This window comes from Bacillus sp. 3a (assembly GCF_017161885.1).
GTDB classification, from domain to species: domain Bacteria; phylum Bacillota; class Bacilli; order Bacillales; family Bacillaceae; genus Bacillus; species Bacillus safensis.
On the sequence record NZ_CP067376.1, the window covers coordinates 771,456 to 798,362 of the forward strand.

At 42.2% G+C, this 26,907-nt stretch carries 31 protein-coding genes; 24 read left to right on the top strand and 7 right to left on the bottom strand.

The features are described 5' to 3' along the window. The first annotated feature begins 14 nt into the window (after positions 1-14). The 10 genes from JJ692_RS03720 to JJ692_RS03765 all read left to right on the top strand — a co-directional run bounded on the left by JJ692_RS03720 (position 15) and on the right by JJ692_RS03765 (position 8,852). Positions 15-1,193, top strand: a complete 1,179-nt coding sequence (locus JJ692_RS03720) for a DegT/DnrJ/EryC1/StrS family aminotransferase (protein WP_073207815.1) — start codon at positions 15-17, stop codon at positions 1,191-1,193. Further along, positions 1,190-2,065: a GNAT family N-acetyltransferase gene (locus JJ692_RS03725; protein ID WP_206534242.1), complete on the top strand. Its 876-nt coding sequence runs from the start codon at positions 1,190-1,192 to the stop codon at positions 2,063-2,065. The genes JJ692_RS03720 and JJ692_RS03725 overlap by 4 nt, the downstream gene beginning before the upstream one ends. A 1-nt stretch (position 2,066) precedes the next feature. Then, positions 2,067-3,191 carry an N-acetylneuraminate synthase family protein gene (locus JJ692_RS03730; protein ID WP_172880433.1) on the top strand — a complete coding sequence of 375 codons (1,125 nt, stop codon included), beginning with the start codon at positions 2,067-2,069 and terminating at the stop codon, positions 3,189-3,191. Further along, positions 3,181-3,921, top strand: a complete 741-nt coding sequence (locus JJ692_RS03735) for a cytidylyltransferase domain-containing protein (protein WP_029707507.1) — start codon at positions 3,181-3,183, stop codon at positions 3,919-3,921. Before JJ692_RS03730 ends, JJ692_RS03735 begins: the two co-directional genes overlap by 11 nt. Next, entirely contained in the window at positions 3,918-4,946 is a 1,029-nt protein-coding gene (locus tag JJ692_RS03740; protein ID WP_103131749.1) for a PseG/SpsG family protein, read from the top strand. Before JJ692_RS03735 ends, JJ692_RS03740 begins: the two co-directional genes overlap by 4 nt. A gap of 2 nt (positions 4,947-4,948) precedes the next feature. Then, entirely contained in the window at positions 4,949-5,689 is a 741-nt protein-coding gene (locus tag JJ692_RS03745; RefSeq protein WP_103131748.1) for a sugar phosphate nucleotidyltransferase, read from the top strand. Next, positions 5,686-6,651, top strand: coding sequence for a dTDP-glucose 4,6-dehydratase (gene rfbB / locus JJ692_RS03750; RefSeq protein ID WP_122631611.1), 966 nt, complete (start codon positions 5,686-5,688; stop codon positions 6,649-6,651). The genes JJ692_RS03745 and rfbB overlap by 4 nt, the downstream gene beginning before the upstream one ends. Before the next feature lie 3 nt (positions 6,652-6,654). Then, positions 6,655-7,509, top strand: a complete 855-nt coding sequence (gene rfbD, locus JJ692_RS03755; protein WP_122631612.1) for a dTDP-4-dehydrorhamnose reductase — start codon at positions 6,655-6,657, stop codon at positions 7,507-7,509. After that, on the top strand, positions 7,502-7,957 hold the full coding sequence (locus JJ692_RS03760) for a dTDP-4-dehydrorhamnose 3,5-epimerase family protein (protein WP_024423802.1): 456 nt from the start codon (positions 7,502-7,504) through the stop codon (positions 7,955-7,957). Before rfbD ends, JJ692_RS03760 begins: the two co-directional genes overlap by 8 nt. A gap of 103 nt (positions 7,958-8,060) precedes the next feature. After that, complete coding sequence (locus JJ692_RS03765) at positions 8,061-8,852, top strand: SDR family oxidoreductase (protein WP_277602653.1); 792 nt, start codon at positions 8,061-8,063, stop codon at positions 8,850-8,852. A 14-nt stretch (positions 8,853-8,866) separates the two neighbouring features. Here the strand turns inward: JJ692_RS03765 and JJ692_RS03770 are convergent, their stop codons facing one another. The 6 genes from JJ692_RS03770 to JJ692_RS03795 all read right to left on the bottom strand — a co-directional run bounded on the left by JJ692_RS03770 (position 8,867) and on the right by JJ692_RS03795 (position 14,966). Further along, entirely contained in the window at positions 8,867-10,060 is a 1,194-nt protein-coding gene (locus tag JJ692_RS03770; RefSeq protein ID WP_044331122.1) for a pyridoxal phosphate-dependent aminotransferase, read from the bottom strand. Between the two features lie 17 nt (positions 10,061-10,077). After that, positions 10,078-11,499 (bottom strand): alanine--anticapsin ligase, encoded by a 1,422-nt coding sequence (bacD, locus tag JJ692_RS03775; RefSeq protein WP_024423799.1) that lies wholly within the window; start codon positions 11,497-11,499, stop codon positions 10,078-10,080. 15 nt (positions 11,500-11,514) lie between these two features. Next, a complete protein-coding gene (locus JJ692_RS03780) occupies positions 11,515-12,276 on the bottom strand; it encodes a glucose 1-dehydrogenase (RefSeq protein WP_151039724.1) in 762 nt (253 codons plus the stop codon). Beyond that, positions 12,273-12,980, bottom strand: a complete 708-nt coding sequence (bacB, locus tag JJ692_RS03785) for a 3-((4R)-4-hydroxycyclohexa-1,5-dien-1-yl)-2-oxopropanoate isomerase (protein ID WP_041115460.1) — start codon at positions 12,978-12,980, stop codon at positions 12,273-12,275. Before bacB ends, JJ692_RS03780 begins: the two co-directional genes overlap by 4 nt. A gap of 1 nt (position 12,981) precedes the next feature. Then, positions 12,982-13,584: a type 2 periplasmic-binding domain-containing protein gene (locus JJ692_RS03790; RefSeq protein WP_024423797.1), complete on the bottom strand. Its 603-nt coding sequence runs from the start codon at positions 13,582-13,584 to the stop codon at positions 12,982-12,984. Positions 13,585-13,733: 149 nt separating this feature from the next. After that, positions 13,734-14,966 carry an MFS transporter gene (locus JJ692_RS03795; protein ID WP_206534243.1) on the bottom strand — a complete coding sequence of 411 codons (1,233 nt, stop codon included), beginning with the start codon at positions 14,964-14,966 and terminating at the stop codon, positions 13,734-13,736. A 145-nt stretch (positions 14,967-15,111) separates the two neighbouring features. Here JJ692_RS03795 and JJ692_RS03800 point away from each other — a divergent pair, with 145 nt between their 5' ends. After that, positions 15,112-15,591 carry an Lrp/AsnC family transcriptional regulator gene (locus JJ692_RS03800; protein ID WP_122631615.1) on the top strand — a complete coding sequence of 160 codons (480 nt, stop codon included), beginning with the start codon at positions 15,112-15,114 and terminating at the stop codon, positions 15,589-15,591. 123 nt (positions 15,592-15,714) lie between these two features. Continuing rightward, positions 15,715-16,683, top strand: a complete 969-nt coding sequence (locus tag JJ692_RS03805) for an alpha/beta hydrolase family protein (RefSeq protein WP_133744443.1) — start codon at positions 15,715-15,717, stop codon at positions 16,681-16,683. 135 nt (positions 16,684-16,818) lie between these two features. Here the strand turns inward: JJ692_RS03805 and hemQ are convergent, their stop codons facing one another. Next, positions 16,819-17,589, bottom strand: a complete 771-nt coding sequence (gene hemQ / locus JJ692_RS03810; protein ID WP_024423793.1) for a hydrogen peroxide-dependent heme synthase — start codon at positions 17,587-17,589, stop codon at positions 16,819-16,821. Between the two features lie 240 nt (positions 17,590-17,829). On the opposite strand from hemQ, the gene pta reads away from it, so the two are divergent. The 12 genes from pta to JJ692_RS03870 all read left to right on the top strand — a co-directional run bounded on the left by pta (position 17,830) and on the right by JJ692_RS03870 (position 26,906). Then, complete coding sequence (gene pta, locus JJ692_RS03815; RefSeq protein ID WP_024423792.1) at positions 17,830-18,801, top strand: phosphate acetyltransferase; 972 nt, start codon at positions 17,830-17,832, stop codon at positions 18,799-18,801. A 130-nt stretch (positions 18,802-18,931) separates the two neighbouring features. Then, positions 18,932-19,783, top strand: coding sequence for a MurR/RpiR family transcriptional regulator (locus tag JJ692_RS03820; protein WP_044331000.1), 852 nt, complete (start codon positions 18,932-18,934; stop codon positions 19,781-19,783). Positions 19,784-19,936: 153 nt separating this feature from the next. Further along, positions 19,937-20,608: an RraA family protein gene (locus JJ692_RS03825; protein ID WP_206534244.1), complete on the top strand. Its 672-nt coding sequence runs from the start codon at positions 19,937-19,939 to the stop codon at positions 20,606-20,608. Between the two features lie 11 nt (positions 20,609-20,619). Further along, positions 20,620-21,498: an NAD(P)-dependent oxidoreductase gene (locus JJ692_RS03830; RefSeq protein WP_206534245.1), complete on the top strand. Its 879-nt coding sequence runs from the start codon at positions 20,620-20,622 to the stop codon at positions 21,496-21,498. A 43-nt stretch (positions 21,499-21,541) separates the two neighbouring features. After that, positions 21,542-22,876, top strand: a complete 1,335-nt coding sequence (locus tag JJ692_RS03835; RefSeq protein ID WP_024426389.1) for a TRAP transporter large permease subunit — start codon at positions 21,542-21,544, stop codon at positions 22,874-22,876. A 13-nt stretch (positions 22,877-22,889) separates the two neighbouring features. Next, a complete protein-coding gene (locus JJ692_RS03840; RefSeq protein ID WP_073207778.1) occupies positions 22,890-23,162 on the top strand; it encodes a hypothetical protein in 273 nt (90 codons plus the stop codon). Between the two features lie 174 nt (positions 23,163-23,336). Next, positions 23,337-23,735: a YwqH-like family protein gene (locus JJ692_RS03845; protein WP_024426388.1), complete on the top strand. Its 399-nt coding sequence runs from the start codon at positions 23,337-23,339 to the stop codon at positions 23,733-23,735. Between the two features lie 4 nt (positions 23,736-23,739). Continuing rightward, positions 23,740-24,018, top strand: a complete 279-nt coding sequence (locus tag JJ692_RS03850; protein ID WP_024423785.1) for a YwqI/YxiC family protein — start codon at positions 23,740-23,742, stop codon at positions 24,016-24,018. Positions 24,019-24,029: 11 nt separating this feature from the next. Next, a complete protein-coding gene (locus JJ692_RS03855) occupies positions 24,030-25,724 on the top strand; it encodes a T7SS effector LXG polymorphic toxin (RefSeq protein WP_073207776.1) in 1,695 nt (564 codons plus the stop codon). A 22-nt stretch (positions 25,725-25,746) separates the two neighbouring features. After that, a complete protein-coding gene (locus JJ692_RS03860) occupies positions 25,747-26,079 on the top strand; it encodes a hypothetical protein (RefSeq protein WP_073207773.1) in 333 nt (110 codons plus the stop codon). Positions 26,080-26,300: 221 nt separating this feature from the next. Then, positions 26,301-26,573 carry a hypothetical protein gene (locus JJ692_RS03865; protein ID WP_024426384.1) on the top strand — a complete coding sequence of 91 codons (273 nt, stop codon included), beginning with the start codon at positions 26,301-26,303 and terminating at the stop codon, positions 26,571-26,573. A gap of 69 nt (positions 26,574-26,642) precedes the next feature. Next, positions 26,643-26,906 (top strand): hypothetical protein, encoded by a 264-nt coding sequence (locus JJ692_RS03870; RefSeq protein ID WP_103131738.1) that lies wholly within the window; start codon positions 26,643-26,645, stop codon positions 26,904-26,906. Position 26,907 lies beyond the last annotated feature (1 nt).

Genomic DNA, 26,907 nt, shown 5'->3' on the forward strand with positions numbered 1-26,907 from the left:
GGTGTGCAAGCGATATGGGAAAAAAGAGAGCACAATTTCTTCCTTATGCTCTGCCTTTCATTGAGCAGGAGGAAATTGATGAAGTCATTGGAACATTAAAGTCCGGCTGGCTGTCAACTGGACCAAAAGTAAGACAGTTTGAGGAAGAATTTCAGCAGCTGACAGGTGCAAAACATGCGATCGCTGTCAATTCATGTACGGCTGCTTTATTTTTAGCCTTAAAGGCAAGAGGGATTGGGACTGGGGATGAGGTGATTACAACCCCTCTGACATTCTGCGCAACAGCTAATACGATTATCCATACGGGGGCAGCGCCTGTATTTGTCGATATTGATCCAGCGACACTCAACCTGGATGCAGAGAAAATAGAAGCGGCCATTACACCACATACAAAAGCGATTGTTCCTGTTCACTTTGCCGGTCAATCGTGCGATATGGACCGAATTTTAGCGATTGCCAAAAAGTATGATCTATTTGTACTTGAAGATGCTGCCCATGCTCTTTACACAACGTACCACGGTCAGCCCGTTGGATCCATTGGTGATGCGACCGCTTTTAGCTTTTATGCAACGAAAAACCTAGCGACTGGTGAAGGCGGCATGCTGACAACAAATGATGATGCGCTTGCTGCTCGGATTAGAAGACTAGCGCTCCATGGGATGAGCAAGGGAGCGTGGAATCGTTATGGAGAAAAAGGAACGTGGTATTACGAGGTCGAGGAACCAGGCTATAAAATGAACATGTTTGACGTGCAGGCATCGTTAGGGCTTGTTCAGCTAAACCGTCTGGATGACATGCAGGCACGGAGAGAACAGATTGCAAAAGCATACAATCAGGCTTTTCAAAAAGAAGCGGGTCTGATCCTGCCGCCTGTGCATCAAGAAGGAAGACATGCATGGCATTTGTATGTACTGCAAGTGAATCCAAAAGAAGCATTCATCACGCGGGATGAACTGATTGATCAGCTGCAAAAGGAATATAAAATCGGCACGAGTGTTCACTTTATCCCTGTTCACTTGCATCCATACTATCAGGAAACATATCACTATTCACCAGAGGATTTCCCTGAGTCACTCGCATACTACAAGCAGACGCTCTCACTGCCGCTCTATCCAAGTATGAAAGATGAAGATGTGCAGGATGTTATCACAGCGGTGTTGTCTATTTTAAAAGAACAGAGGGCATCATCATGAAGGTCGTTCATGCTGTAGATGATCAGGTGCTCGCTGCTTGGCTGGAGAAATACGGTCAACAAGCGGAACAAATGAACGGCTTCAAGCAGTTTGCTCTTGTTAATGGCGCCCAGCTCAAAGCAGTCCTGTTATATGAATGGTCTAAATGGGAAAGCGGCATTTTTGATCAGCATATTTTTCATGTGAAGTTTGTAGAAGCGGAGTCAGCGTCTTCTTTTCAAGAATTGATGGAGCGTTTCATCAATTGGATGAGAACTGAAAAATGCGATTTTTTCTTTTTACGTCTTGAAGCGTCTGATCTTGTAAAAAACCGCATCGTTCAAAGGCTGTCACATGTGTACTATGTGGGCGGTCTCACTCGTCTTGAGTCGCCGCCTGTTCAAATGGAGCTTCCATCAACAGGTGAAGATGTGGTTATTAGTCTGCCAGATGAAAAGGATTACGATGAGGCGGTCTCACTTGCTCATCAGGCGTTTGGGAAAAGCCGGTACGCACTTGATCCTTTTTTAGATCAGAATGTCGTCCAGCATTTCTTTCAGGAATGGATGAGAAACAATTTACTCGGACGTGCAGATATCAATCTCACGGCAAAGGTGAACGGTGAAGTCATTGGATTGATCCAAGGTGTAACAAAGGGCGATGAACTAGTGCTTGATTTATTGTCCATTAGACCGGATGCACAAGGAAAAGGGATCGGAAAAAAGCTCGTGATGGCGATAATAAAAGCCTCTTATGAGAGAGGGCATCGGTTTATGTCTGCCGGAACTCAGATGCATAATACAACAGCGATTCAGCTGTACGAAAAGCTAGGCTTTAGAACAAAAAATGCCTTCTTGTATTACCATGTGTGGCCGAAAAAAGGAGAGAGGTAAGATGGCGCATTTCTATATCGGAGATCGCAAAGTAGGGGGTGGTGCGCCTGTCTTTATCATTGCAGAGGCAGGCATTAACCATGATGGAAAGCTGGATCAGGCGCTTGCTTTAATTGATGTGGCTAAAGAAGCAGGTGCCGATGCGGTGAAGTTTCAAATGTTTCAAGCTGATCGGATGTATCAAAAGGAACCGGGTTTGTACGAAACAGCCAAGGGGGAAGAGGTGTCTATTTTTTCTTTAGTGGAACAAATGGAGCTGCCGTCAGAATGGCTCCCGGTGTTATTGTCACGTTGCGCGGAAAAAGGGCTGATATTTTTAAGCACAGTGTGTGACGAAGAATCTGCGGATCTATTGAATCAAACCGATCCGCCGGCTTTCAAGCTGGCATCCTATGAAATCAATCATCTGCCTCTTATGCGTCACACGGCATCTTTTCAAAAGCCCATCATATTCTCAACAGCCGGGGCAACCATTTCGGATGTCCATGAAGCATACGAGGCGATTACAAGCGAGCAAAATCAGCAGATCGCTATCATGCATTGCGTAGCAAAGTATCCAGCACCTAGAGCTTACACGAATCTGCGCGTGCTTCAAACTTTGGCTGCGGCATTTCCCGACGCAGTCATTGGCTTTTCTGATCATAGTGAGCATCCAACTGAAGCGCCTGTAGCTGCTGTGAAGCTTGGGGCAGCAATTATTGAAAAGCATTTTACAGTCGATAAAACGTTACCTGGGGCTGATCATTCCTTTGCGCTTGATCCTGAAGAATTGAAGGAAATGGTTCAGCATATTCGAGCGGCAGAAAAGCAGCGGAATTTAAAAGAAGCTGACATTCATTCAGTGCCAGAAGAGCTCCTTGGCAGTTCTTATAAAACGACAACAGCTATTGAAGGCAAGATTCGTGAATTTGCGTATCGAGGTATTTTTACGACAAAAGGCATTGCGAAGGGCGAGACATTGACCGCAGAAAATCTAGCCGTGTTACGTCCAGGACAAAAAAGCCAAGGTCTGCATCCAAGGTATATGGCGGTTTTACTTGGCGCAAAGGCTGTCAGAGATATCCCAGCCCATACAGGGGTTTCGTGGAAAGATGTACTCATGAAGGAGACGCCAAATGATCAATGATGTCCTTTTTGTCATACAGGCGAGAATGGGCTCAACAAGGCTGCCAAAAAAGGTAATGAAACCGATCGGCGGTATGGCGCTGATCGACCTGATTGTTGAACGAGTAAAGCAATCAGATCATTACAATCACAAAACGCAGAATCTCATGATCGCCACAACAGTTGAGGCAGAAGATGATCTGCTGGCTCATTATTGTCTCTCCAAGGGCTATAAAGTATTTCGTGGCAGTGAGACGGATGTACTGCAGCGATTTGCGCAGATTGTCCGTCATTTTGAACCGCAAACCATTGTGCGTTTAACAGGAGATAACCCATTTATAGATCCAGTCCTTTTGTCGAAAATGCTTGAAAAACATAGACAAGAGAAGGCTGATTACACGTATACGGCTGGAACACCACTCGGTATTTCCGGGGAAATGATCGACGCACAGATTTTAAGTGAAATCGACAATTTTCCCCTTACGCAGCCAGAGCGTGAGCATGTCACGCTCTATATCAGAAAGCATCCTGAGCAATTTCACCTGCAATTATTCACACCGCCCAAAGAACTTGCATATCCTGCTTATCGATTCACGATTGATACAGAAGAAGATTATGTGTTTGCGACCCGTTTACTAGAGAAAGCTGGCGGCTCCATTGCTGTGCCTACGGCTGAACTCATCACCATTTGCGAACAAGACCCTGATATTGTTCGGTTGAATCAATTTGTGAAACAGAAGGATGCTGAATGAACAAGAAAATCATGATTGTTGTGTACGGTGGGTTTTTAAGAGGAATGGGGCATGTCGTCAGAATGAAACGGCTGGCAAATCAACTGTTTCAAGAAGGAAACGACATATCTTTCTATACAAATGAACAGATCTGTGTAGAAATGCTCTCAGGTCCAGATTGGCACGTTCATTTGGTGCAGGAGTCGAAGGCATTCCTTCAGATGGAGCAGGACATAAAAGAGCTGAATCCAGATCTTCTGCTGATTGATGTACTTGATTGTGACCTCCAATTTCTTCGATTGATCAAAGCGTCCTCCGGCTCTGCAAGGCTGGTTTTATTTGAAGAAATAAGAGCAGAAGCTTGTCAGCTTGCCGATGCTGTCGTGAACGGCATTTATGGCGGTCTGGACGAAAAGCACATGCAAGTAGATGGGACAGAATATTTTTATGGAACACCTTATTTATTGTTAGATCAAGAGATAAGCCGATTAAAAGACACATATGAGGTTCGAAAAGAATGCAAAAAGGTGGTCATCAGCCTTGGGGGCAGTGACCCGCGCGGATTGTTATCAAAGGCTGTATCAGCACTCCTCGAAGCTGACCACTTACACATCTTAGCGGTTACAGGAAAAGCCTCCCGCATTGAAAAACAAATAGAGGCTGAGCATATTCAATTCATTCGTCATACAGATCAATTACCTGCGCGCCTTTCGGAAGCTGATCTGGCAATAGTGGCTGGCGGGATGACGTTATACGAGGCAGTTTGTATCGGAGTGCCCAGTATTGTCCTTTCACAAGTCGACCACCAAGCAGTGACAGCCGCTCGTTTTGCACAAAAGGGAGCCTGCCGTCATCTTGGATTAGGTGAACTTGTGGATGAAAAAGATATACGATGTGCTGTGGAAAGGCTGTCCGGCAGCTATTTTCTCCGCAGGAGCATCCATCTCAATGGACGGACACTCATCGATGGAAAAGGAACTGAACGAGTGAAAAACATTCTTATACACCTCATGAATCATCACCAAAAAGAACATAAGGATGTGTAGATGTGAAGGGAGTTATTTTAGCAGGAGGAAAGGGATCACGACTGGCGCCTTTAACGAAGATTTTCAATAAACATTTATTGCCGGTTGGTCCATATCCAATGATTTATTGGTCATTGTTCAAATTGAAGGAAGCAGGGATTTTAGATGTGATGGTCATATCACAAGAAGAACAAATCCCGCTGTTTCAAAAGCTGCTTGAAAGCGAGCAGGAACTGGGGATGAACATCGTATATCAGGTACAGCCTGAAGCGTCTGGGATATCAGACGGCTTATCCTATGCAAAGCCCTTTGTCAAAGGGGAGAAGTTTGTGCTGATGCTTGGTGATAATGTATTTGAGGATTCGCTAAACCCTTTTGTTGAAGCCTTTCAGCGGCAAGATAGAGGAGCCAAGGTTTTGTTGAAAGAAGTGGCAGATCCAAACCGGTTTGGCATTGCAGAAATTGATGCCACGCGCCAACGGATTTTATCAATAGAGGAAAAGCCGGAGCATCCGCGCTCATCTTACTGCGTCACGGGCATCTATTTTTATGATCAAGAAGTCTTTCAATATATTGAGAGAATCTCGCCGTCAGATCGAGGCGAATTAGAGATTACAGACGTGAACAATCTCTATATCTCAAATAGCCAGCTGACCTATGATATGTTAAAAGGGTGGTGGATTGATGCAGGAACACATGAATCTCTCCACGAAGCATCTGCGAAAATGTTTGAAACGATGAAGAAAAAAGAGGGATCCGAATGACGAAGTCTTATTTAATTACAGGCGGAGCGGGTTTTATCGGACTGAATTTTGTGAAGCTGCTGCTTCAGGATACAAATGTCAGGCTCACCGTTTTTGATAAATTAACATATGCCAGTCATCCAGACGAGATGGATGAATTATTAAAGTTGTCTCATTTTCGGTTTATTCAAGGGGATATTACCCTTCAGCATGAGCTGGATCAAGCATTTGACGAAGTCTATGATGCGATCATTCATTTTGCGGCAGAATCGCATGTTGATCGCAGCATTGAATCGGCAGAGCCTTTTATTCAAACAAATGTCCTCGGAACGTATCGTATGCTTGAAGCGGTCTTAAAAGGAAAGGCGAAAAAGCTCATTCATATTTCAACAGATGAAGTATATGGAGATTTGGAGCCAGATGATCCTGCTTTCACAGAACAAACACCACTTTCACCGAATAATCCTTATTCAGCAAGCAAGGCGAGTTCAGACCTGCTTGTGAAATCCTATATCCACACTCACCAATTACCCGCGATGATTACACGATGCAGCAACAATTACGGACCGTATCAGCATGAGGAAAAATTAATACCGACCATTATTAGAAAAGCAGTCAATGGAGAGAAAATCCCGATTTATGGAGACGGCCGGCAAATTCGCGATTGGCTGTATGTAGAGGACCATGCGAGAGCTGTGAAGAAGGTGCTCGAAAACGGCACAGCCGGGCAGGTATACAATATTGGCGGCGGCAATGAGAAAACAAATCTCAATTTAACCAAAACGATTCTATCGCAGCTCGGAATCAGTCATGATCAAATTGCGTTTATTCAAGACCGAAAAGGACATGACAGACGGTATGCCATTGATGCCAGTAAGCTAAAAGGCGAGCTCGGCTGGACGCAGGAGACGTCATTTGAAGAAGGTATCGAAAAAACGATCAATTGGTATCGAACCAAATACGATCAAAGCGAAGAAGGGTGACGGATGAAAGTTTTAATCACCGGTGCAGGCGGCCAATTAGGGAAAGAAATGAGCAGACAGCTCAAAGAAAAAGACATGACCGTCATTGCCTTAACGAGGAACATGCTCAATATCACAGACCAACAGGCAGTTAGACATGCGATGAGACACTATCAGCCTGATATTGTTGTCAGTGTAGCAGCCTATACATCTGTTGATCAATGTGAAACAGAAACCGAAAAGGCGTATCTTGTGAATGGCATTGGCGCCTACTATACAGCCCTGGAAGCAAAGCGCGCAGGCGCTGATGTGTTACATGTCAGTACAGATTATGTGTTTGACGGGCAGGCGGACACCCCTTACCAAGTCGATGCACAAGCAGATCCTCAAACCATTTATGGAAAGAGTAAGAAGCTTGGTGAGGAATTGATTCAGCTTGTGTCAGACGAAGTGAAAATCATTCGTACCTCGTGGCTTTACGGACATGAGGGGCATAACTTTGTGAATACCATTCTTCGGCTCGCTGAAACGAAGGATCATTTGCGCATTGTGAACGATCAAATAGGGTCTCCTACTTATACAAAGGATGCAGCCGAGGCCTTGATTCATTTGTTTGATCAGAAGGCAGGCGTGTACCATGTCAGTAATCGAGAAAGCTGTTCCTGGTTTGATTTTGCGTCAGAAATTGTGATGAAAAGCGGCTTGTCCGCTACAATTGAGCCGATTTCCACTGAGGAGTACGGCTTCCAAACGCCACGTCCAGCCTATTCTGTCTTAGATCTTCAAGTGATTGAAGCCACAGGCTGGCAGCCGAGGCATTGGAAGGATGCACTTCACGAATATTTGCAGAAAGAAGGGAGATGGCAACAGCATGATTGATGGTGTTCAAACAAAAAAACTCATGAAACATTGTGATGACCGCGGCTTTTTTGCAGAGCTCATTCGAGATGATGAACCGATGCTGAAACGCTTTGGTCAGGCGTCCTGGTCGAAAAGCTTTCCAGGCGTAATCAAAGCCTTTCATTATCATGAAAAACAAGACGACGTTTGGTTCTTCCCGGCAGGTCATGCACAGGTCGTGTTATATGATTTGCGTGAGGACTCTCCCACAAAGGGGCAAACCGATGTGTATTATATGGGGGAAGACAATCCGATGCTGCTTCTCATCCCAAAGGGTGTCGCGCATGGCTACCGTGTACTAGGTGAGACGCCGCTGCAAATTGTGTATTTCACAACAGAATCGTATGACCCGAAAAACCCAGATGAAAAGCGAATCGCCTGGAATGACGAAACGATCGGGTTTAATTGGGAAACGACATTTAAATAGAGAACGGGGGCCTTTCGCAGGAGAAAGGTCTTTTTTTGTTGAAATACATTCTATATGTGTCATTTTATGTATATGTACGAAGCTGATAAGAAAAGGGATGTGGATGAGTTTGTCTAAAAGAATTGCGTTTGTAACAGGAGCAAGTACAGGGATTGGAAAGGCCATCGCCATAAAGCTTGCCGCTCAAGACAATGTAAAGATCATCATCAATTCTAGAAATCAATCCTCACTAGAAGAAGCGCAGCAGCACATTGGGCGTATGGCAGAAACAAAGGAGCCGGTGGCTATTTTCTGTGGGGACATGTCAGATGAAGGAGTGAGGGCTGAGGCTTTTACGAAAATAGAAAAAGAGTTTGGCAGACTGGATGTGTTGATTAATAACATTCCAGGGGGGAAGCCGGATACCTTTGATTCATGTGACAGCGAGCAGATGATGGTAGCATTTTCTCAAAAAGCCATTGCGTACATTGATACGATGAAGCGTGCGGCAGCGATGATGAAACGACATGAATATGGCCGGATCATTCAAATTGTCGGGAACCTATGGAAGGAGCCTGGTGACCAAATGTTTACGAACAGTATGATGAATGCAGCGATTATTAATGCTAGTAAAAATGCTGCCACACAGCTTGCACCTTCAGGGATCACAGTGAATTGTTTAAATCCGGGATTTATAGCTACAGATCGGTATGAACAATTTATCGGAAACATGATGCGTAAACAGGCATTATCGCGGGAAGAAGCTGTACAGGCTGTAGCGTCAGGAATTCCAATGAAAAGAGTGGGGTCAGCTTATGAAATGGCTTCATTGGCCGCTTTTATCGCATCAGAGGAAGCCTCCTATCTTACAGGACAACAAATATCCGTCGATGGTGGTTCGATGAAAAGTATATGACATCAAAAAACCCGCTATATGCGGGTTTTTTGATTAAAGCGAATCGGAAGGATGCGAAGCCGGTCGATAAACAGGGCAAGCTGTTCAATTGGAGCAACCATTGAGATGCGGACATGACGGCTTCCATGTGCTCCAAACACACCCCCTGGCGTGACAACAACATCAGTATGTTCGAGTAAATAGTCAGCAAATGCATGAGAATGTTCAAAATCATCAGGGATGGGAGCCCATAAATAAAAGGCGCCAGCTGGACGTTCGATGGACCATCCTAGCTGCTTTTCGGCCTGACGGATGAAGAAGTGAATTCGATCAAGGTAGACCTCTTTTAATGATTGTATGTGACTGTCATCACTTTGCAAGGCGACGGTTGCGGCTTGTTGAAATCCGCCATACATACTGACAAACACATGATCTTGGAAGGCGTTAATGGCTTGGATGATGTCCTCATTACCTACAGCAAAAGCGACTCTCCATCCTGCCATATTAAATGTTTTGGATAGAGAATATAATTCCACTCCTACGCTTTTCCCAAGAGGAGCGTTCAGAAAGCTTACTGGTTTTTGCTCATAATGAAATGAACCATAGGCAAAATCATGAATGACATGCAGTCCGTGAGCCGATGCAAAATCAGCAGCCTCTTCAAAAAATGCATCATTTGCCACAGCACCTGTTGGGTTATTCGGATAATTTAAGAAAAGAACCTTTGCCTTTTTAAGCACCTCCGGATCAATTGAAGAGAGATTTGGCAAATAGCCATTTTTCGATTCAAGTTTGATGCAGTAGGGCTTAGCGTCTGCCATCAAGATCCCAGAATGATATTCTGGGTATCCTGGATCGGGGATGAGGGCAACGTCCCCAGGGTCAAGCAGACACTGACTCATGACATAAAGGCCTGTTTTCCCTCCATTGAAAAGAGCAACTTCTTTCTGTGGGTCTATCTCAGTGCCGAACTCCTTTTTGTAGAAATCTGCAATGGCTTGCTTGAAAAAGTCGAAGCCTCTAAAAGGTGCATATTGCTGAAATTGCAAAGTGGCTGCTGCCTCTTGAAGGGCGCTTACGATATGTGCAGGAGTAGGAAGATCGGGATTTCCCTGACCAAGGTTTATGATGTTGGCTCCGTTTTGTGCTTTTTGCGCAATTTTCTCAAATACGGTTCCAAATTTCTGTTCTGGCAGCCGTTTAATCATGTTAGATGGTAAGATCTCCACCACGTTACCCTCTCTTTCTATCCCTTGACTAATTCATCCATTAAATGAATGGCAGCTTGCTTCTGTAAGTTGCGGATGGATGCGGCAACATCCTGTGAGGATGACCCTTTTAACTCAAGCGACACGATGCCGTTAAAGGCTTCAAATAAAGATAGATCGACAAAGGTGCCTTTGGACGGGACGGATTTATTGACGATCACAGTATCTCCAACTAAAGCATCCTGCGGAATATGGATATGATCAATGGTGATATGTGTGGCCTCTGCCGGTATGTGTCCGCTTTCTTTGAAATGCTGAGGGTATAAATGGCAGTCTGCTATATAATGCGTATGTCCAGAAAGCAGCTCTTTTGGCAGCGCCGCTTTTTTTCCATCGACTAATACATCGATCAGCAGCTTAGCCATATCCACCCCAAACACTTTTTTGATATTCGGAATCATATTCCAGCCAGCAAATCTAGCTGCGGATTCGATCAGTCCCGTTTCTCGATTTTTCATGAGCTTGATCTCTGTATGGGTCGCACAGTTTTCAAGGCCCAGCCCTTCATTTGCCTTCTTTGCTGCCTCAATGATAATTTGCTGGGCTTCATTGTCTAGGATCGAGGGAGTAATATGAGCCGTTTCTGTAAAACCGATTTGAGGGGTCTTGTCATGAATGACAAAAGGGATATATTCCCCCTCCACCACGAACCCTTCTACACTGACATAATCGGAATAGCCATCCTCCTGATACCAATCCTCGTAAGCGCCCTCTAAGTACGTTTCAGCGACAAATGGTGCTTCATATGTCACAGCGTTTGGGACGGGAATTGTTTGCAAGTAGGATTGTACGTTTAAAAAGAGATCATCACTGCCGGCTTTGTCATGAAAAAGGGTCACACCAATGGAGCTTGCTAAATATGTAGGCTTTAAAATAAGTGGTGTCCCGATATGTTCAATAGCTTGCTGGAAATCAGCTAAAGTCGTGACAGGCTGAGTTTTCACCGCTTTGACACCAGCAGCGTTAAATGCAGCCCTCATTTGGCTTTTATCACGTGCCATTTCAGCTGCTTTTACCCCAGCGCCGCGCAGCCCCAGCCGCTCAGCTGCTTTTGCCATTGGAGCAATGAATAATTCATTATTGGTGGTAATGGCATCAGCTTTGAAAAAGGAAGCCACACGGACTAGGTCATCTACCACTTCTTCCTCTGATTTCAAATAATCATCATGTGCCCAGTAAATAGAATCAGGGTGTTCAAAAGAAGGGTGTGTCTCAAAATAATCACGATCTTTGATGACGGCAATGGAGTATTTTTCGATTAGTTCAGCGTGACCCTTTGTAATGGCAAAGGGTCTCGGGATATAAGAAACGATATGATAAGATGCTGCCACGCTTTCATAAAACATATGGGGCGGGCATCCTCCTAAGTCAGCAATGACAAGTACGGTTTTTTTACTCAATGAAAGCACTCCTTTTTATCTAGCGGTGTATCCGCCATCTGCTGTGACAACACTTCCAGTCATATAGCTGGATAGATCAGAGGCGAGAAACAGCATCACGCCCGCAATTTCTTCGGGTTTTCCGAGACGAAGCAAGGGATTCACCTTTGCTTTTTCCTTTTTGACAACCTCAAGACTTTCTGAATGATTGTCTAAAAAGGATTTTTCATTTAATGGCGTATCAATGATGCCTGGGGCGATACAATTCACCCTGATTTGATGAGCGGCATAGTCGATCGCCATCGATTTGGTGAGCTGGATGACACCGCCCTTTGTTGCGTTGTATGCAGGAATGTCAGGCCAGCCAACGAGACCTCCGACAGATCCAGTATTAATAATACTTCCGCTTTTCTTCTCAAGCATATGCGGCAATGTATGCTTACTCATGAGAAATACACCAGTCAGGTTGACCTGTAGAATGTGGTTCCAATCCTCCAGTGTCATCTCGTGAATAGGTGAGACAATTTCGATGCCTGCATTGTTAATCAAAACATCAATTGTCCCGAATTGGCTCAGCACGGATTGAACGGTTTTTTGACAGTCAGACTCATTCGTAATATCTGTTTTGAAAAACGCAGCATGTTCATGAGGCAATGATTCAACGAGTTGTTTACCGCTATCTTCATTGATATCAGCCACTGCTACTTTTGCTCCGTGCTCAAGGAAAAGCTTGACGGCGGCAAGCCCAATCCCAGACGCACCTCCTGTAATCAGGACGATTTTTCCGGCAATGTTCATTTCTTCACCTTAGACGCTTTTGGCTTTAAGCGGTTATAGCGTGGAGGGAAGAAGAGATTAATAGACTTTGATGCTTCTGGCTTTGGATTAATGGCGCCGTGATCTTCTTTTGGATCACAGAAGTAAGTCGTGCCAAATTCCATCTTTTCTGTAAAGCCTTCAATTGTCATATCATACCCACCGCTAATGCAAATCCCGATTTGTTCATTACGGTGCTTATGAAAAGGCATTTCCCCGCCATTTCCCGGAATGTTGGCAATCATAAGCTCCATCCAGTCCTCTACAAAAAAAGTCACTTCCATACCAGGAAGTAAATCACGCGTTTTGAAAATGTCTAAGAAATAAGTAGGAGGAGCCGTATATTCTTCGCCATCTTTTAATCTCTTAATATCAATGGCGATCACTTCTTCATCTGTCAGATTCGATGCGCCGTGAGGAACGAATGGTGGTGCAATATAGGCTGATTCTAATGGGGTCAGCAATTGGGTCGATTGGCCAACCGTCATTTGAAGTTCGCCTTTTAATACGATGCCGATTTGTGCTTCTGGATGCTCGTGAGGTTCGATGATCGTGTGAGGAGGGACGTGTGAAATTAACACTTCCGTATCGCCTCTGACAGTAGAATATTGGATGACACCATTATCCCATTCTCGTTTTTTCGCTTGAGGAAAATATAATTCTTGCACCTTTTGTTCAGTTGTCATGTTACATCTCTCCTTTTCCGAATATAGACCAGCTCATAGGAATGCTTTTAAATGTTCGAATGAAGGTGAGCCCGTATGTAGCTCTTGCCACCTCATTGGTTAAAGCGAAATCAAATTCTCCGTCTCTTACTTTTTGTGCGGCTGTACTTGTAGAATTGACAAGCTCAAATTCAGCATTTTGATGAATAAAATATTGAATCAAATTCACAGGTGCAGGATGAGAAACAATTTTTAAATGGTGAAGCATTTGTTCTTGAAAGGGGAAATCTGGTCTGACAGCCAACCCATACATGGGCGTGTCACATCTGAATATTTGTAAAAGCTGTAGGTCAGGTCTCATGTAGAAGTGTTTGATTCCTTCGTATGCGTGTGGAACGAGAGTGTATTGGAGTGCGTTAGAGAGAGTATGTTCAATGCAAGTTTCGAATGTGTCGTAAAGGGATAGTTTCGTATGGGTGCCGAGTGTAGTGGTGGAATGAGAGATGAAATGTTTTGCTGCATATTCACTGCTTGTCCCCTTAGGGCCTAATGTATTGACTGTAAACATCTTAGGTGAAACGATGGGCTCTTCTTTGAAATGAAAAACATCATTCTTTAAGATCATGTTTACCATCCAATCTTTTTCAAATTTTTACTAGATTATAAAAAATAAAATTGGCAATTGTCAACAAAATTTATAAAAAATGTATTTTATGATGATATTAAAAATTGATCTAAAAAACTGCACATATCAAGATGTGCAGTGAAATGAGCTCACGTTTCAAATGTATTTTTATGTTTCTGCTGTAAAGTTTTTTCGCGTTTATAGCTGACGAAGCTGATGAGAAAACCAACAAGCGTAATGAGTGCACATACAAGCCCTACCGTATGATAGCCGAAATGGACATAAACAGGTCCCATCAGAGCTGATCCAAGCATAACGGCAAGATTGGAAGCAAGGCTGTAAAAAGCCATCACTTTGCCTCGGTGGGTTTGGGAGCAGTCGCTTAGGACGGTGCTCAAAAGCGTGACAGATAAACTTTGCATGGCACCCCAAATAAATAAAGCAAAAATGAGCAATGTCCATGAGAACGGTGCATAAGGAAGCAAGGCAAGAACGAGCGTAATGCCGCCCAGCACAAAGAAAAGTGAGCGTGTTTTGCCAAACCAATCTGCTAATTTCCCAGTAAACATACTCATGGAAAAGCCAACACCATAAGCCATGATCAGAAGTCCAGCTGTTGATTGCCCTCCGGAAAACAGACTTTGCAGGTAAGCTCCTAAAAATGAGTACATGCCATAAAATCCAAGCATGTTACAAAATGTCACGGTCAAATAGGCAGGAACACGTTCGATTTTCAAAGCCCCCCATAAAGCGCCTGATTTCTCCCTAGCTTGAGGTGCCTTCTTATCAGCTGCTGCGACTTGTTTTCGAGATTCAAGGATGACGAGCAGCAGGACAACGAGGCTCATCATGGCGAAAATCCAAAATGTCCAGCGCCAGTTCAAACTTTGACCGATAAAGGCGCCAATGGGCACACCAAGGACAAGAGAAAGAGACCAGCTCGATACAATGAGTCCCATCACTTTGCCGCGATATTCATATGGAACCCGGTCGCCCACGAGAGCATAGGCTGTTGGCACAAATACACCAGTCGCCAGCCCAGAAATAGCACGGCCTGCAAAAAACAAGGCCAAATTTGGGGCAGCAGCACACATCACTGTTCCAATCAAAAAGAAAGACAGCCCAATAATCAAACACAGCTCTCTTGAATACCGGTCCCCTAAAGGAACGAGCAGCGGAGCCCCAACCAGCACAGCTAACCCATAAATGCTGATGGAAAGGGCGAGAATATCAAGAGAGTGCTGAAAGGAGTTTGATAAATCAGGCAGCAGTGGTGAAATCACCAGCTCTTCCGATCCCGCCGCAAAAACGCCAAGTGTGAGTGCAATGGCAAGTGTGATGGGAAATGTTTTAGAAGCCTGGCTGTCTAAAGATTCTTTCATCAAGTGATCCCTCCATACTTGCTTTTTCATTCAATTCCGTTAAAATAAATTCTACCATTATTTAGTTTTATTTTACATTTCGCATCATAAGTATTATCATAAAATACTTTTCAAATGGAACGATTTTTGGACAGGAGAGGTACGAATGAAAATCACCGATGTAGATGTGCATATTTTAAATGAATTGAGAGAAGATGCCCGCTTATCCATGAGGGAATTGTCCAAACGAGTGAATTTATCAGCACCTGCGGTAGCAGAAAGAGTGCGTAAATTAGAGGATGCAGGGATTATCGAAGGGTATTCTGTTCAGGTCAATTATAAAAAATTAGGGCTTCTGATTGACTGCCTGCTGGAAGTTACGGTGTTAAATGGGGAGTATCAGCGTTTTGTGACTTTTATGAATGAGCATCCACGCGCCTTTTTTGCTTATCGAGTGGCAGGGCAGTCTTGCTTTTTCATTAAGCTGTCAGTTTCTTCTCTTGAAGAAATTGAAGCCTTTATTCAAGAAGTATCTGGATTTACAAAAACTGTCTCACATATTGTCTTGTCAGAGCAGTCTTTTTCTCATCCCATTCAGGAACGCTTGAAACAAATAGAAGAGCCAAAAATGACCGTGGTGAAATAAAAAATTTTCAGATTGTTGACAAAGGGCTAAAATGATTTTTATTTTAGCCTTTTGTATTCTTTTCAGCTTTTTATGCTGAAATATTTGTATAGTAATAATTTGAGATTAAAGGAGTTCATTCTTTTGAAGCTTTTAAAAGTAATAGATTACGCAGCATTAATGGATATGCACAGAACAAGAAGCAAAGAAAGTCACTATAATAATTTGCCTATTGACGTAGGTAATAGGGAACGTTTTTTTAGTGCTCAGCCAATTGATTTACAATTTCACATCGATAACCATACAGCAAACTTAGAAAGTGGAATATTTTCTTTTAATTCAAGCATCAAATCTGGTGAAGATAAGAATGACAAGGTTTCTGGGGAAGTGTTTTTACGAAAAGAGTCAAAGCACAAGCCTAATGTAATCTTTGTACATGGATGGAGAATGGATTCATACGACAGAATCAAGAAGATTTTTTACAATAAAATCGTTAAACATTATGATTGGAATATGTATTACTACACGCTGCCTTATCATTTCGATAGGGAACCACAAAATTCAACATATTCTGGTGAACACATGATTAGCGCCAATATAAGTCGAACAGTGCAATCCTCCCAGCAAGCTATTGTTGAACTTAGAGGGCTGATTAAATGGATCAAGGAAAATGAAGGTGGGGACATAATCGTAGTTGGTATGAGTTTAGGAGGATGGCTAACAAACTTATTAGCAACAGTCGAGAAAGACGTGAATATTGTTGTATCAGCTTTTTATGCGAACAATCTTGCGCATTCCATCTGGAACACTCTTCCTGGGAAGTATATACGAAGAGATCTGGAGGAACATGGGACAACGTATGAAGAACTCGACAAAGCTTGGGATATTATGAACCCTAGTAAAGCAAAACTTCTCGTAGACAAAGAAAATGTACTCTTAATATCAGGAAAATATGACATGTATATTGACATAAACGATGCTGATACTCTGTGGAATAGATGGAATCAACCTAAAAGGCACGTATACAGTTGTGGGCATGCTGGAATTGTACTATCTAGAAATAGAATAGCAGCTGACACACTTCAATTTATTGAAAGCAGGCTAAAGAAATAAAATGATGTTACTCCACACTGTATTGTTGTGAGTTAGGAGTTTTGTTTCTTACTTATCCTGAAAATGAAGATGTGATCACCTTTCTAAACAAATACATAAAAAAGCTTCGGAAAGATCCGAAGCCTTAAGAGTTTATCATACATGGAAATAAGACGCCAGCTGCTCGTTTGCTAATCGGTTTCCAACAAAGAATGAACCAAATTCGCCGTAGCGTGCACTGACTTCATCAAAGCGCATTTCATAAACCAATTTTTTAAATTGAAGCACATCATCAGAGAAAAGGGTAACGCCCCACTCATAATCATCAAAACCAACAGAACCTGTAATGATCTGTTTTACTTTCCCAGCATAGCTTCGGCCAATTAAACCGTGGCTTCTCATAAGAGATTTACGCTCATCCATGGAAAGCATGTACCAGTTGTCATTGCCAGAACGTCTTTTATCCATTGGATAGAAGCACACGTATTGAGAAGAAGGAAGCTCTGGATATAAGCGCGCACGTACATGCGGGTTCTCGTAAGGATCTCCGCCATCGCCGCCTCCTGCTAAGTAGTTGCTGAGCTCAACAACTGAAACATACGAATAAGCTGGAATCGTAAACTCTGCTAGTCGTGTTTTGTTGAATTCAAGTTCAATTTCACCTAGTTCTTCCATTGTCGGACGTAAAATCATGAGCATAATATCTGCTTTTTGGCCGACAATACTATAGATTGTTTGGCTTCCAGCTTTATCTTGCTCAGCTGTTTTCCATTTTTCCAATAGACCTGTGAATTCATGAATGATGGCTTGGCGCTCATCACTTGTCAGCAGCTTCCAAGCTGTCCAGTCGATTGTTCTAAAATCATGCAGCGCATACCAGCCATCTAGTGTTTGAGCTGCTTCATTTGTTGTATGTTGTTCGCTCATTTCTTTCACTCCTATTAACAGTTTTCCATCTGTTCCAACTATAACATAGTTTGTCCAAATGGAGATGTGATCAAAACTTGAACGAAGAAAACAGCTTTTCTCAAAATTGATTAAATTAGTTTGAAAAATAAGAATTTAATTTGTAAGCGCTATAATACAAGTTGGTAGTTTGAATTTAGGTAGAAGAAGAGTATGCTTAAAAGAGAACGCTTTTTTTGTAAAATCAAGGAGGGTATTGAAGTGGCAGATATTTTTTCAACAGTTCAGGAAAAGGTTGCAGGTAAAGGAGTAAAGATCGTTTTTCCTGAGGGAATGGACGAACGCATTCTAACAGCCGTTCAAAAACTAGCAGATGGCAAAGTATTGCAGCCAATTGTGGTAGGAAAAAAACAAGAAGTTGAAGCTAAAGCAAAAGAATTAGGTCTTACACTTGATGGTGTTGACGTGTATGATCCTCATACATATGAAGGTTTTGAAGAGCTTGTACAAGCTTTCGTAGAAAGACGTAAAGGCAAAGCAACCGAAGAGCAAGCAAGAAAAGCATTACTGGATGAAAACTACTTCGGTACAATGCTTGTTTATAAAGGTCTTGCAGACGGGCTTGTGAGCGGTGCGGCACACTCAACTGCTGACACAGTGCGTCCAGCACTTCAAATCATTAAAACAAAAGAAGGCGTAAAGAAAACATCTGGCGTCTTCATCATGGCTCGCGGCGAAGAGCAATATGTGTTTGCTGATTGCGCAATCAACATTGCTCCAGACAGCCAAGATCTAGCTGAAATTGCGATTGAAAGTGCAAACACAGCAAAAATGTTTGATATCGAACCACGTGTGGCAATGCTTAGCTTCTCTACAAAAGGCTCAGCAAAATCAGACGAAACAGAAAAAGTATCTGAAGCAGTTCGCATTGCAAAAGAAAAGGCACCTGAGCTTGTACTTGATGGAGAATTCCAATTCGATGCAGCTTTCGTTCCTTCAGTAGCAGCGAAAAAAGCGCCAGATTCCGTCATCAAAGGCGACGCCAGCGTATTTGTTTTCCCTAGCCTCGAAGCTGGAAACATTGGCTACAAAATTGCACAGCGCTTAGGTAACTTTGAAGCTGTAGGTCCTATCCTTCAAGGTTTAAACCAGCCAGTAAACGATCTATCAAGAGGCTGTAATGCCGAAGACGTTTACAACCTTGCGCTTATCACAGCAGCTCAAGCACTATAATGATCTCGACAAAGGCAGCCAGTACGATAGATTCGTGCTGGCTGTTTTTTTGATGACAAATGTGTACAATATAGGGGAAAAGAAAAAATTTTGATCGTAGATAAAGCCGATAGAATGGGCAGGTGCTATAATGGACGATTTCATACATAAGCTTCAGCATAAGGTCGCGGGATTAACCGAGGCACAAAGGAGAATTGCAGATTATATCGTGCACAATCCGATGGAGGTCGCGTTTTTAACTGTAGATAAATTGGCGTCAAAAGTAGGGACGAGTACAGCGACCATCATGAGATTCTCTGCTGCTGTAGGGTATTCCGGTTTCTCCGAGCTTCAAAAAGAGCTTCAATCAAATATGAAGCATAAAGCTGCCCCTCAAACGAGACTTGAAGCGAACCTCAAACATTCAAATAAAAGTAAGCTCCTGCATAATCATGTAGAGCTGCAATTTCAAAATATCCAGTACGCTTTAGACAATATCACAGAAGAAACCTTTCAGCATATTGTTGAAAAAATAGCCAGCTCCCGCCAGGTTCTGTGTACAAGTGTCCGAAGTGGAAGACCTGTTGGTGAGTATCTGTCATTTGGAATCAATCGGCTCTTGGGGAACTGTCAATATATTGATGCGGACAAAAGCGACTGGGTCGATGAACTCGTTCATTTTCAATCTGATGATTTCATTATAGCGGTCAGCTATCCTCGCTATGCAAAGCGTATAAAGGACTTGCTGGAGGCAGCGAAGTCATATGGGGTGGAAGTGCTTTTAATTACAGACAGCTACAGCTCTCCACTAACTAAGTATGCACAATATGTATTACCGTGTTCCTCAGCAAGTGCGGGCTCTCATAACTCTGTCGTATCTGCTATCTTTATCGTAGATTACATTTTAAGTGCCTTAGCCATTAATGATCCTGAAAGGACAAAACCTCGTTTAGATCAAATCAATCATATGTTAACGAAAATGAGTTATCACACAACACATTAGTCGTGTGGTGACTCATTTTTTTTATTTTAAAATTTTCTGAAAGCGCTTTACTAAATAAAAATGAGATGGTATGATCTTATCACAAAAGTAATATATATTACTTTATATAAAAATAAATGTAATGGATATAACTCAAAGGGGATGATGGAAACAATGGGTACTGTTCAATTCGTGTCAAATGATCTAATAGATCGGGCAAAAAAACTGAACTCGACCTTGCTGGCAGATGTGATGGGAAGCACCGGCGCAATGGATCATCAAATCAAACCAGTTGCAAGAGGCATGGATATAGTAGGTACAGCTTTTACCGTCAGCTTACGGCCAGGGGATAATTTATTTCTTCATCAAGCGATCTATTCTGCGAAAGAAGGAGATGTACTGATTGTTGATGGAAAAGACCATAAGGGTCATGCATATTTAGGGGAATTGATGGCAGGTGTAGCAAAGGCTGCAGGAATAGAAGGAATCGTGATTGACGGGCTTGTTCGTGACAAACTCGCTTTAGAAGAACTGGCTTTTCCGATATACAGTAAGGGGTTTATGCCAAATGGACCTTTTAAAGATGGTCCTGGGGAATTGAATCAAATCATCTCGTGCGGCGGTGTCAAAGTAGCACCAGGTGACTTAGTCATTGCTGACGATGATGGAGTCGTCATCGTTCCAAAGGAAAAGGCGGAACACCTGCTGACACTAGCGGAAGAGAAACAAGCGTATGAAAATCAAAGATTACAAACGATTCAACAGTATATGAACGAAGGAAAGCAAGACATCAGTCTCTTAGCACCGGCATGGCTGGAAGGCAGAATGAAAAAATATCAGGGATAGGGGAATCTGTGATGAAGATAGGCTTTATTGGATATGGAGAAGCTGCATATGAGTTATCAACAGGATTGAAAACAGAAGGATTAGATCAATTTTATGCGTATGATGTACTATTACAAAACGAGAAATTGGCTGGCGCGTTGAAGGAAAAAGCATCGCAGACAGGAGTTCAATTAACCAGCAGTATTAGTGAAGTCATTGAGAAATCTAATATTGTCATTGCTGCTGTGCCAGCGAATAAAACCTTAGAAGTGGCCCAATCCGTATCGGGAAGTTTGAAAGAGAATCAATTATATGTAGATGTATCGGCATCAACACCAGACATCAAAAAACAAGTGGCAAACGAAATTGAAAAGCAAAAAGCTCTATTCGTAGATGCTGCCATGCTAGGGCCTCTTCCAGTTAACAAACACAAGGTTCCGATCACGGCAAGCGGCAGTGGAACTGACCAATTCATGAAAGTAATGAATGCTTATGGCATGAATATTAAAAAAATCAGTGACCAGCCAGGAGATGCTTCGGCCTTGAAGCTGATCAGAAGCGTTTATATGAAGGGGATCGTTGGTCTCATGGTTGAATTTTTGGAAATTTCAAAAAAGTACAACGTGGAACATCAAGTGATTTCTTCACTAAGCGATACAATGGATAGCAAAAGTTTTGAAGAGACCATGAACCGTCTTGTGACAGGGAGTGCACTTCATGCGAAAAGACGCGCGATCGAGCTTCTTGGCTCGATTGAAATGTTGGATGAAGCAGAGGTTGATGCCAGTATGTCTCGGGCAGCACAACAGAAGCTAGAGAGATTAGCAGACTTTCAATTCGCTGAACGGTTTAATGGGAAAAAGCCGGCCAGCTGGGAAGAAGTCATTGACGTGATGCAGCAGGGGCAATAAATTGTAAGCGTTTTATTTAACGAAGGGGAGGCGAAAAAACGATATGGGTTTTATTGCGTTGATTGTATTCATAGCTGTCATCATTATATGGAATGTCGTCGTGAAGCGGAATATGGGAGAAGCCATGCTATTAGGCTTTATTGCAACCACATTATTTGGCGGATTGGATGCATTAAGACTTTTCTGGGATGGATTAAAATTTGCATCCACATATGAGGTGCTCTATGCAGCTGTTGCATTTGTATTCATGGCCTATTTAATCGAAAAGCTGGAATTAATTCATGCACTCTTGCGAATCTTAAATTCGGTTGTAGGAAAACTTCCCGGTGGAGCGGCTTATATGAGTACGTTAGGTTCAGCAGTCTTAGGTGCACTTTCAGGTTCAAATTCTGCAAACACAGCGGCCACTGGCTCTATCACAGCCTCTTGGATGATTAAATCAGGCTGGAGCCGAACGCATACAGCGACCATTTTAGCAGGGAATGGCGGACTTGGGGCGGCACTGCCTCCGAACTCTTCAATGTTTATCATGCTGGGGTTTGCACCAATTGCAGCCCTTGTATCTGAGGGAGATTTATATATTGCCCTATTAATAGGAGGGCTGTATCAAGTCGTATACCGTTTTATTCTTGTGTATATTCTGGTGAAAAAGAATAAAATTCAGGCCATGCCGCCAGATGATATTCTTCCTTTTAGGGAAGCTGTGAAACAAGGGTGGAAGTCGATCTTTATTTTTTTCGGTGCCTTGATTCCTATCATTGTCACGATAGGTCCGCTGGCAAACTACTTGAAAAGTAATCCAAACATTGGACCAGAGGCAATGGATCAAATTTCTTTAATTACGTGGATTCCGATTCTCATGATGTTGATTAGTTTAACAATTGGGAGAAAAAAGGCGTCTGCACTAGATTGGTCTCAGTTTTTCAAGTCGGCTATACCTAAGTTTACAACGATCGGTGCCTTGATGCTGTTTGCTGTTGCTGCTAGTCAGGTGCTTGCTGAATTAGGATTGGCAGAAGATTTGACGCAAATCACATCAGTGCTTACCATTCCGAAATGGCTCATGGTGCTCATTGTGGGTATTCTTGTCACGCTGGTGGCTGGACCATTATCTTCTACAGCCACATTAACAGCTGTTGGACTTGTCTCATTTTCAGCTTTAGTCTCAGTCGGAGTGGATCCAGTTGTGGCTGTTGTCGCCATTCTTGCTTTTTCATCAACAGAAGGCGCTTCCCCGCCGGCATCAGGATCAATTTTCATTGCTTCTGGTCTTGCAGGAGCCAGACCGGAGAAAACGTTTATACCGCTGATTCTCTACTATATGCTGCCGATCGTAGGAATTGGCTGGCTCATCGGAATGGGAATACTTCCAGTATAGAAAGGAGAAACACATGAGAGCATTGATGGAATTTTTATTTAAAGTGCTGCTTGTCCTGTTCTTAACGTCAGGAGCCCTGTTGGTATTCGGTCAAATACTAGGGATTCTTTTGCAAAAGGGAGATATGATCATTGCAAGTACGAACCTATTCAAAAACCCAACATTGGTGCTAAGTGCCTTTTTTAGTCTTGTTGGTTTCTCTCTCCATTATATTCCTGAAAAGAAAGACACCTCATTTAGCGATCATCCATCAGCATCAGCATCAGCAGGTGAATCGCTCAAATAAGCAATAAAAAGCTGGATTCAGTAAATGGATCCAGCTTTTTGTGCGCGGGAAATAGGTATTAAAACCCAATACATACGATTCATTTTTTGGTAAATTCACTTTCAATCATATGCCTCTTGTGATAGTAAATGGTAACATAACGGAGGACTATTTAAGGAATAGAGGTGTTTGACCATATCTGGAGCAATCATCGGATATAAAGCAGCCTTGTATTCATTAAAGGCAGATATATCTATCAAAAAAGAACAAATCATCGAACTCAATATGTGCCGAAAAGAAATCAAAGAGGCAAAATGGGCCCTGTCAGATGCCAGCAAAAAAATCACTCATCCAGACCTGACATCACATACATGGTTTGGCCATTTGGCAGACACGTTTGATGACATTCGAGACGAAATGGCTTCCGCTAGTCAGGAAATAAAAGGTGTACAGCTAACCAATCTATTAAATCGAATCAATGAGAAAATCAGTGATTTAACATCGGATATCCATTCGTTAGAACATGAAATTCATTCGGTTGAAAGAAAAATAGAGAAAGAAAAGCAGAAACAACTGGAAGAAAAAAGAGGGTAGTCACATGACGAGAGAAATTAAAATAGATGCCAGTCAGGTCAAACAAGTATTACAGCATGCAAAGCAATCAGGCGCTCAAATGAATGCAGCCCTTCCAACCACCATCAAAGGGAGAAATCATCTCCTGACGGCAGACACATTAGAAAAGATCAATCAGCAGCTGAACGAATTAAGTACATCCTATATAGGCATTCTTCAGAAACAGCTTGTACAAACAGAACAAGCGGTGAACACCATGATTGAAACGGACAAGGCGCTTGCTTCCAGCAGTAAAAGAAAATAAAGGAGAACGCAATGAAAACCCTTGACGCCTTTGCGCTAATAAACGGAATAGATCAAACGCTGAATGCGTTAAAGCAGCAGTCACAGCAAATCAGCTTCCTAGAAAAACAAATCAATCACATCATCTCACTCGATGGCGCACTAAAGGGAGAGGCGGGACAAGCCATCTGCGCCTTTTATACAGAATGCCATATTCCTTTCCTGCAATTCTTCCAGGCCGTCATTGAGGAATATAGCGCCGCATTGAAAAACACAAAGCAGACTCTTCACGCACTAGAATCAAATGAGCACGGCTATATATCACAAGCATTTATCGAACATGATCTTGATCAAGGCTTAAAAAAAGCTGAACGAACGATTTCTGAAATTGTATCAGAGGTAAACCATGCCATCGGCAGAGTTGGTCATATTGTTCATTTGCCAAATGTAGACGAATCAGTGTTTCAGCAGAACTATCAAAAGGCATGGCTTGAGACATCAAGAACTATTGGTTTGCTTCATGCATTTGACAGGGAGCAGACAAGTGCTTTACATGAAACCAAAAGCTCCCTTCAAACAATGAAGCAATACATAGATACCTTAAGTACCATGTTCACCGGCCCAAAAATCGACATCACGAGCTATCAAAAGGGTTCTATTTTCAAAGATGGAAAAGAAGAAAAAGTAAGCAGTACCATCAGTGGATTGAAAGATAAAATAGACAACCCAAAAGACAATCCATTGATGATCATGCTGAAGAAACTGAAAGAGAAACAACAGGCGAATGTGGAGACGGTTGTTCGGAATGACAACCATAAAAACATCAGTAAACAAGTCACAGCAAACGATCCATCGCTTACGACATTACAAAAGGAAGCTGTGAACGGGAAAAACAAGATTCATAGAGATATCAGAGTCATAAATGGTAGACTATACAACGTAAAAGACATTAAAAAGTTAAAAGAATTCGACATCGCAGATGAAGTCGTCACGGATCCGTCGGATATTGATTTTATTGGTGGAAGATACACCGTTTATGCCAATAAACAAATCATCCGAACGTATATCGCAAACGGCGAAATAAGAATAGAAGAAGTCGACCAAATTCCAGAAAGCCGCAGCCGTGGCAACGCTAAACGCATATTAGACGGTGAAGTCGTCTCAACCACCGAAAACATCATCTTAGAATACAGCGGCATCTACGACGGCTACCGAGCCGTTACTGGCAAAGACCCAGAAACCAGCCAAAATATCAGCAGCACAGACCAAGCACTATCCGCCGCCTCTATCATCCCAATAACGAAAATAGTGAAGGTTGGGAAATATGTTTTTAGGTTGGAACAAGGGAAGAATGTGAAGAGGGTTAAAACACCTACTTACGGTAAACAATCCGTACCAAAAGGACCGTACCGTGAAGTAAATGGTTTCCCTGCAAAAGTAAAATCAGGAGCTCAAGAAAAACATATTCCAGAAACACCAAATTATAAGCAAGAAATAGCAAATGGAAAAAAGAAAAGCATTTTTTACGGAGATAATAAAAAGGCACAGGAATTGCTGGATAAATATGCAGGGACAGGCAAAGAATTGGGTAAGAATAAAGAAAGGATAGACTTTGGCCAAGCGATAGGAAAATACTATAATATTGATACTGGAAAGTATGAAGAGACTAATAAGGGAATGATACATTATGGGAAAGATGGTGCTCACATCGTACCAGCGAGGCCTTAAAATGATGAATTGGAGGTAAAAAATGGGTTATGATTCTTTGATTGGAACATTAATAAAGTATGAGAAAAAAGATATGATATTGGAATGGAAAAGTGGATTGAAACTCTTAGGAAAACTAGATACAGTTTTTGAAACAAATAATATGTTAGATGAAGATGATATTCATTTTACAGAATATATTGCTGCTGCATTCCAAGTAAATGATATTCTATCTCATCCTAATGAAAACAGTGGCAGTGTATACGATTGGTTAATTCAAGAGAAAAGCTCTTTAGTTGAGATATCTCTTTATGATGATCCACCAAATAAGATTTTGGTAGATGGTCAAATAGTATGGGAATTGGCAGATGAGTAACAATTGACAAGCCCTCGGTAAGAGGGCCTTTTTATTATTTATGAGTTAGCGAAATATGCTTCAAGTTGATCGTTGGCAAAACCGGTTTCTGTAGGTTCATAACTGGGGCAGTTTGGGCTGAAATATGATAGCGCATGTGTATCATCAAAGATCAATAAATATTATTAACAGTAAAGTACCATTGAATGATTTAAATAAAACCTTGAAAATAGGAGCGTTCAATGAACAAAAAACAACAACTAACGAAACAAATCCAAACAGTCATTAACATCCTAGAAAAAGAATATCCACAAGAGATCAATCAAGGTGTTCTCCAATTAATATACAAAAGATATAAAAATGCACAAAGGATCATTCAGAACAATGAAGATCTCCAAAAGATTTTGATCATTGGCGGGGTGAGAGCTTATTTGGATAGTTATAATGATTATCTAAACCCCTTTCTAGATGAATTACATAAAGCAGAGAGTTTGCTTAAAGAAATGCTGTCATAGATAGGACGGTTGTCTGTAGTACTGGAATCAAGTCTTGTATCGGGCAGCAAAACAGAGAAAGGAATGACTATGGAACATAAACAAAACAAAAAAACATCCAACTGGCTATTAAGTATCAGTGTTCTGATTGTTATAGGAACAGCTTTGCTGAGAGGAGTTTCTTACTCAGATGCTGATTATCGCGGTTTCCCTATTGATTGGCTAGTTCTGCACGGACATCATGCTTTTGAATTTCTATTGTGGGGTTTTATACTTGACGTGGTCATTTTCTATTTTCTTTTAAAAATGCTTCTTCGTTTGTATAAAAGGGTGATGAAAAAATCAGCAACTTAAA

Excerpts from the sequence above, each read along its gene's own strand:
- JJ692_RS03840 (WP_073207778.1), top strand. The coding sequence starts at position 22,890 with ATGAGAGCATTGATGGAATTTTTATTTAAAGTGCTGCTTGTCCTGTTC.
- JJ692_RS03790 (WP_024423797.1), bottom strand. The coding sequence starts at position 13,584 with ATGATCTTAAAGAATGATGTTTTTCATTTCAAAGAAGAGCCCATCGTT.
- JJ692_RS03780 (WP_151039724.1), bottom strand. The coding sequence starts at position 12,276 with ATGAACATTGCCGGAAAAATCGTCCTGATTACAGGAGGTGCGTCTGGG.
- JJ692_RS03835 (WP_024426389.1), top strand. The coding sequence starts at position 21,542 with ATGGGTTTTATTGCGTTGATTGTATTCATAGCTGTCATCATTATATGG.
- JJ692_RS03760 (WP_024423802.1), top strand. The coding sequence starts at position 7,502 with ATGATTGATGGTGTTCAAACAAAAAAACTCATGAAACATTGTGATGAC.
- rfbD (WP_122631612.1), top strand. The coding sequence starts at position 6,655 with ATGAAAGTTTTAATCACCGGTGCAGGCGGCCAATTAGGGAAAGAAATG.
- JJ692_RS03740 (WP_103131749.1), top strand. The coding sequence starts at position 3,918 with ATGAACAAGAAAATCATGATTGTTGTGTACGGTGGGTTTTTAAGAGGA.
- JJ692_RS03855 (WP_073207776.1), top strand. The coding sequence starts at position 24,030 with ATGAAAACCCTTGACGCCTTTGCGCTAATAAACGGAATAGATCAAACG.
- JJ692_RS03870 (WP_103131738.1), top strand. The coding sequence starts at position 26,643 with ATGGAACATAAACAAAACAAAAAAACATCCAACTGGCTATTAAGTATC.
- JJ692_RS03825 (WP_206534244.1), top strand. The coding sequence starts at position 19,937 with ATGGGTACTGTTCAATTCGTGTCAAATGATCTAATAGATCGGGCAAAA.
- JJ692_RS03830 (WP_206534245.1), top strand. The coding sequence starts at position 20,620 with ATGAAGATAGGCTTTATTGGATATGGAGAAGCTGCATATGAGTTATCA.
- hemQ (WP_024423793.1), bottom strand. The coding sequence starts at position 17,589 with ATGAGCGAACAACATACAACAAATGAAGCAGCTCAAACACTAGATGGC.
- rfbB (WP_122631611.1), top strand. The coding sequence starts at position 5,686 with ATGACGAAGTCTTATTTAATTACAGGCGGAGCGGGTTTTATCGGACTG.
- JJ692_RS03765 (WP_277602653.1), top strand. The coding sequence starts at position 8,061 with ATGAGTTTGTCTAAAAGAATTGCGTTTGTAACAGGAGCAAGTACAGGG.
- JJ692_RS03820 (WP_044331000.1), top strand. The coding sequence starts at position 18,932 with ATGGACGATTTCATACATAAGCTTCAGCATAAGGTCGCGGGATTAACC.
- JJ692_RS03730 (WP_172880433.1), top strand. The coding sequence starts at position 2,067 with ATGGCGCATTTCTATATCGGAGATCGCAAAGTAGGGGGTGGTGCGCCT.
- bacB (WP_041115460.1), bottom strand. The coding sequence starts at position 12,980 with ATGACAACTGAACAAAAGGTGCAAGAATTATATTTTCCTCAAGCGAAA.
- JJ692_RS03795 (WP_206534243.1), bottom strand. The coding sequence starts at position 14,966 with ATGAAAGAATCTTTAGACAGCCAGGCTTCTAAAACATTTCCCATCACA.
- JJ692_RS03725 (WP_206534242.1), top strand. The coding sequence starts at position 1,190 with ATGAAGGTCGTTCATGCTGTAGATGATCAGGTGCTCGCTGCTTGGCTG.
- JJ692_RS03865 (WP_024426384.1), top strand. The coding sequence starts at position 26,301 with ATGAACAAAAAACAACAACTAACGAAACAAATCCAAACAGTCATTAAC.
- JJ692_RS03735 (WP_029707507.1), top strand. The coding sequence starts at position 3,181 with ATGATCAATGATGTCCTTTTTGTCATACAGGCGAGAATGGGCTCAACA.
- JJ692_RS03860 (WP_073207773.1), top strand. The coding sequence starts at position 25,747 with ATGGGTTATGATTCTTTGATTGGAACATTAATAAAGTATGAGAAAAAA.
- JJ692_RS03720 (WP_073207815.1), top strand. The coding sequence starts at position 15 with ATGGGAAAAAAGAGAGCACAATTTCTTCCTTATGCTCTGCCTTTCATT.
- JJ692_RS03800 (WP_122631615.1), top strand. The coding sequence starts at position 15,112 with ATGAAAATCACCGATGTAGATGTGCATATTTTAAATGAATTGAGAGAA.
- JJ692_RS03850 (WP_024423785.1), top strand. The coding sequence starts at position 23,740 with ATGACGAGAGAAATTAAAATAGATGCCAGTCAGGTCAAACAAGTATTA.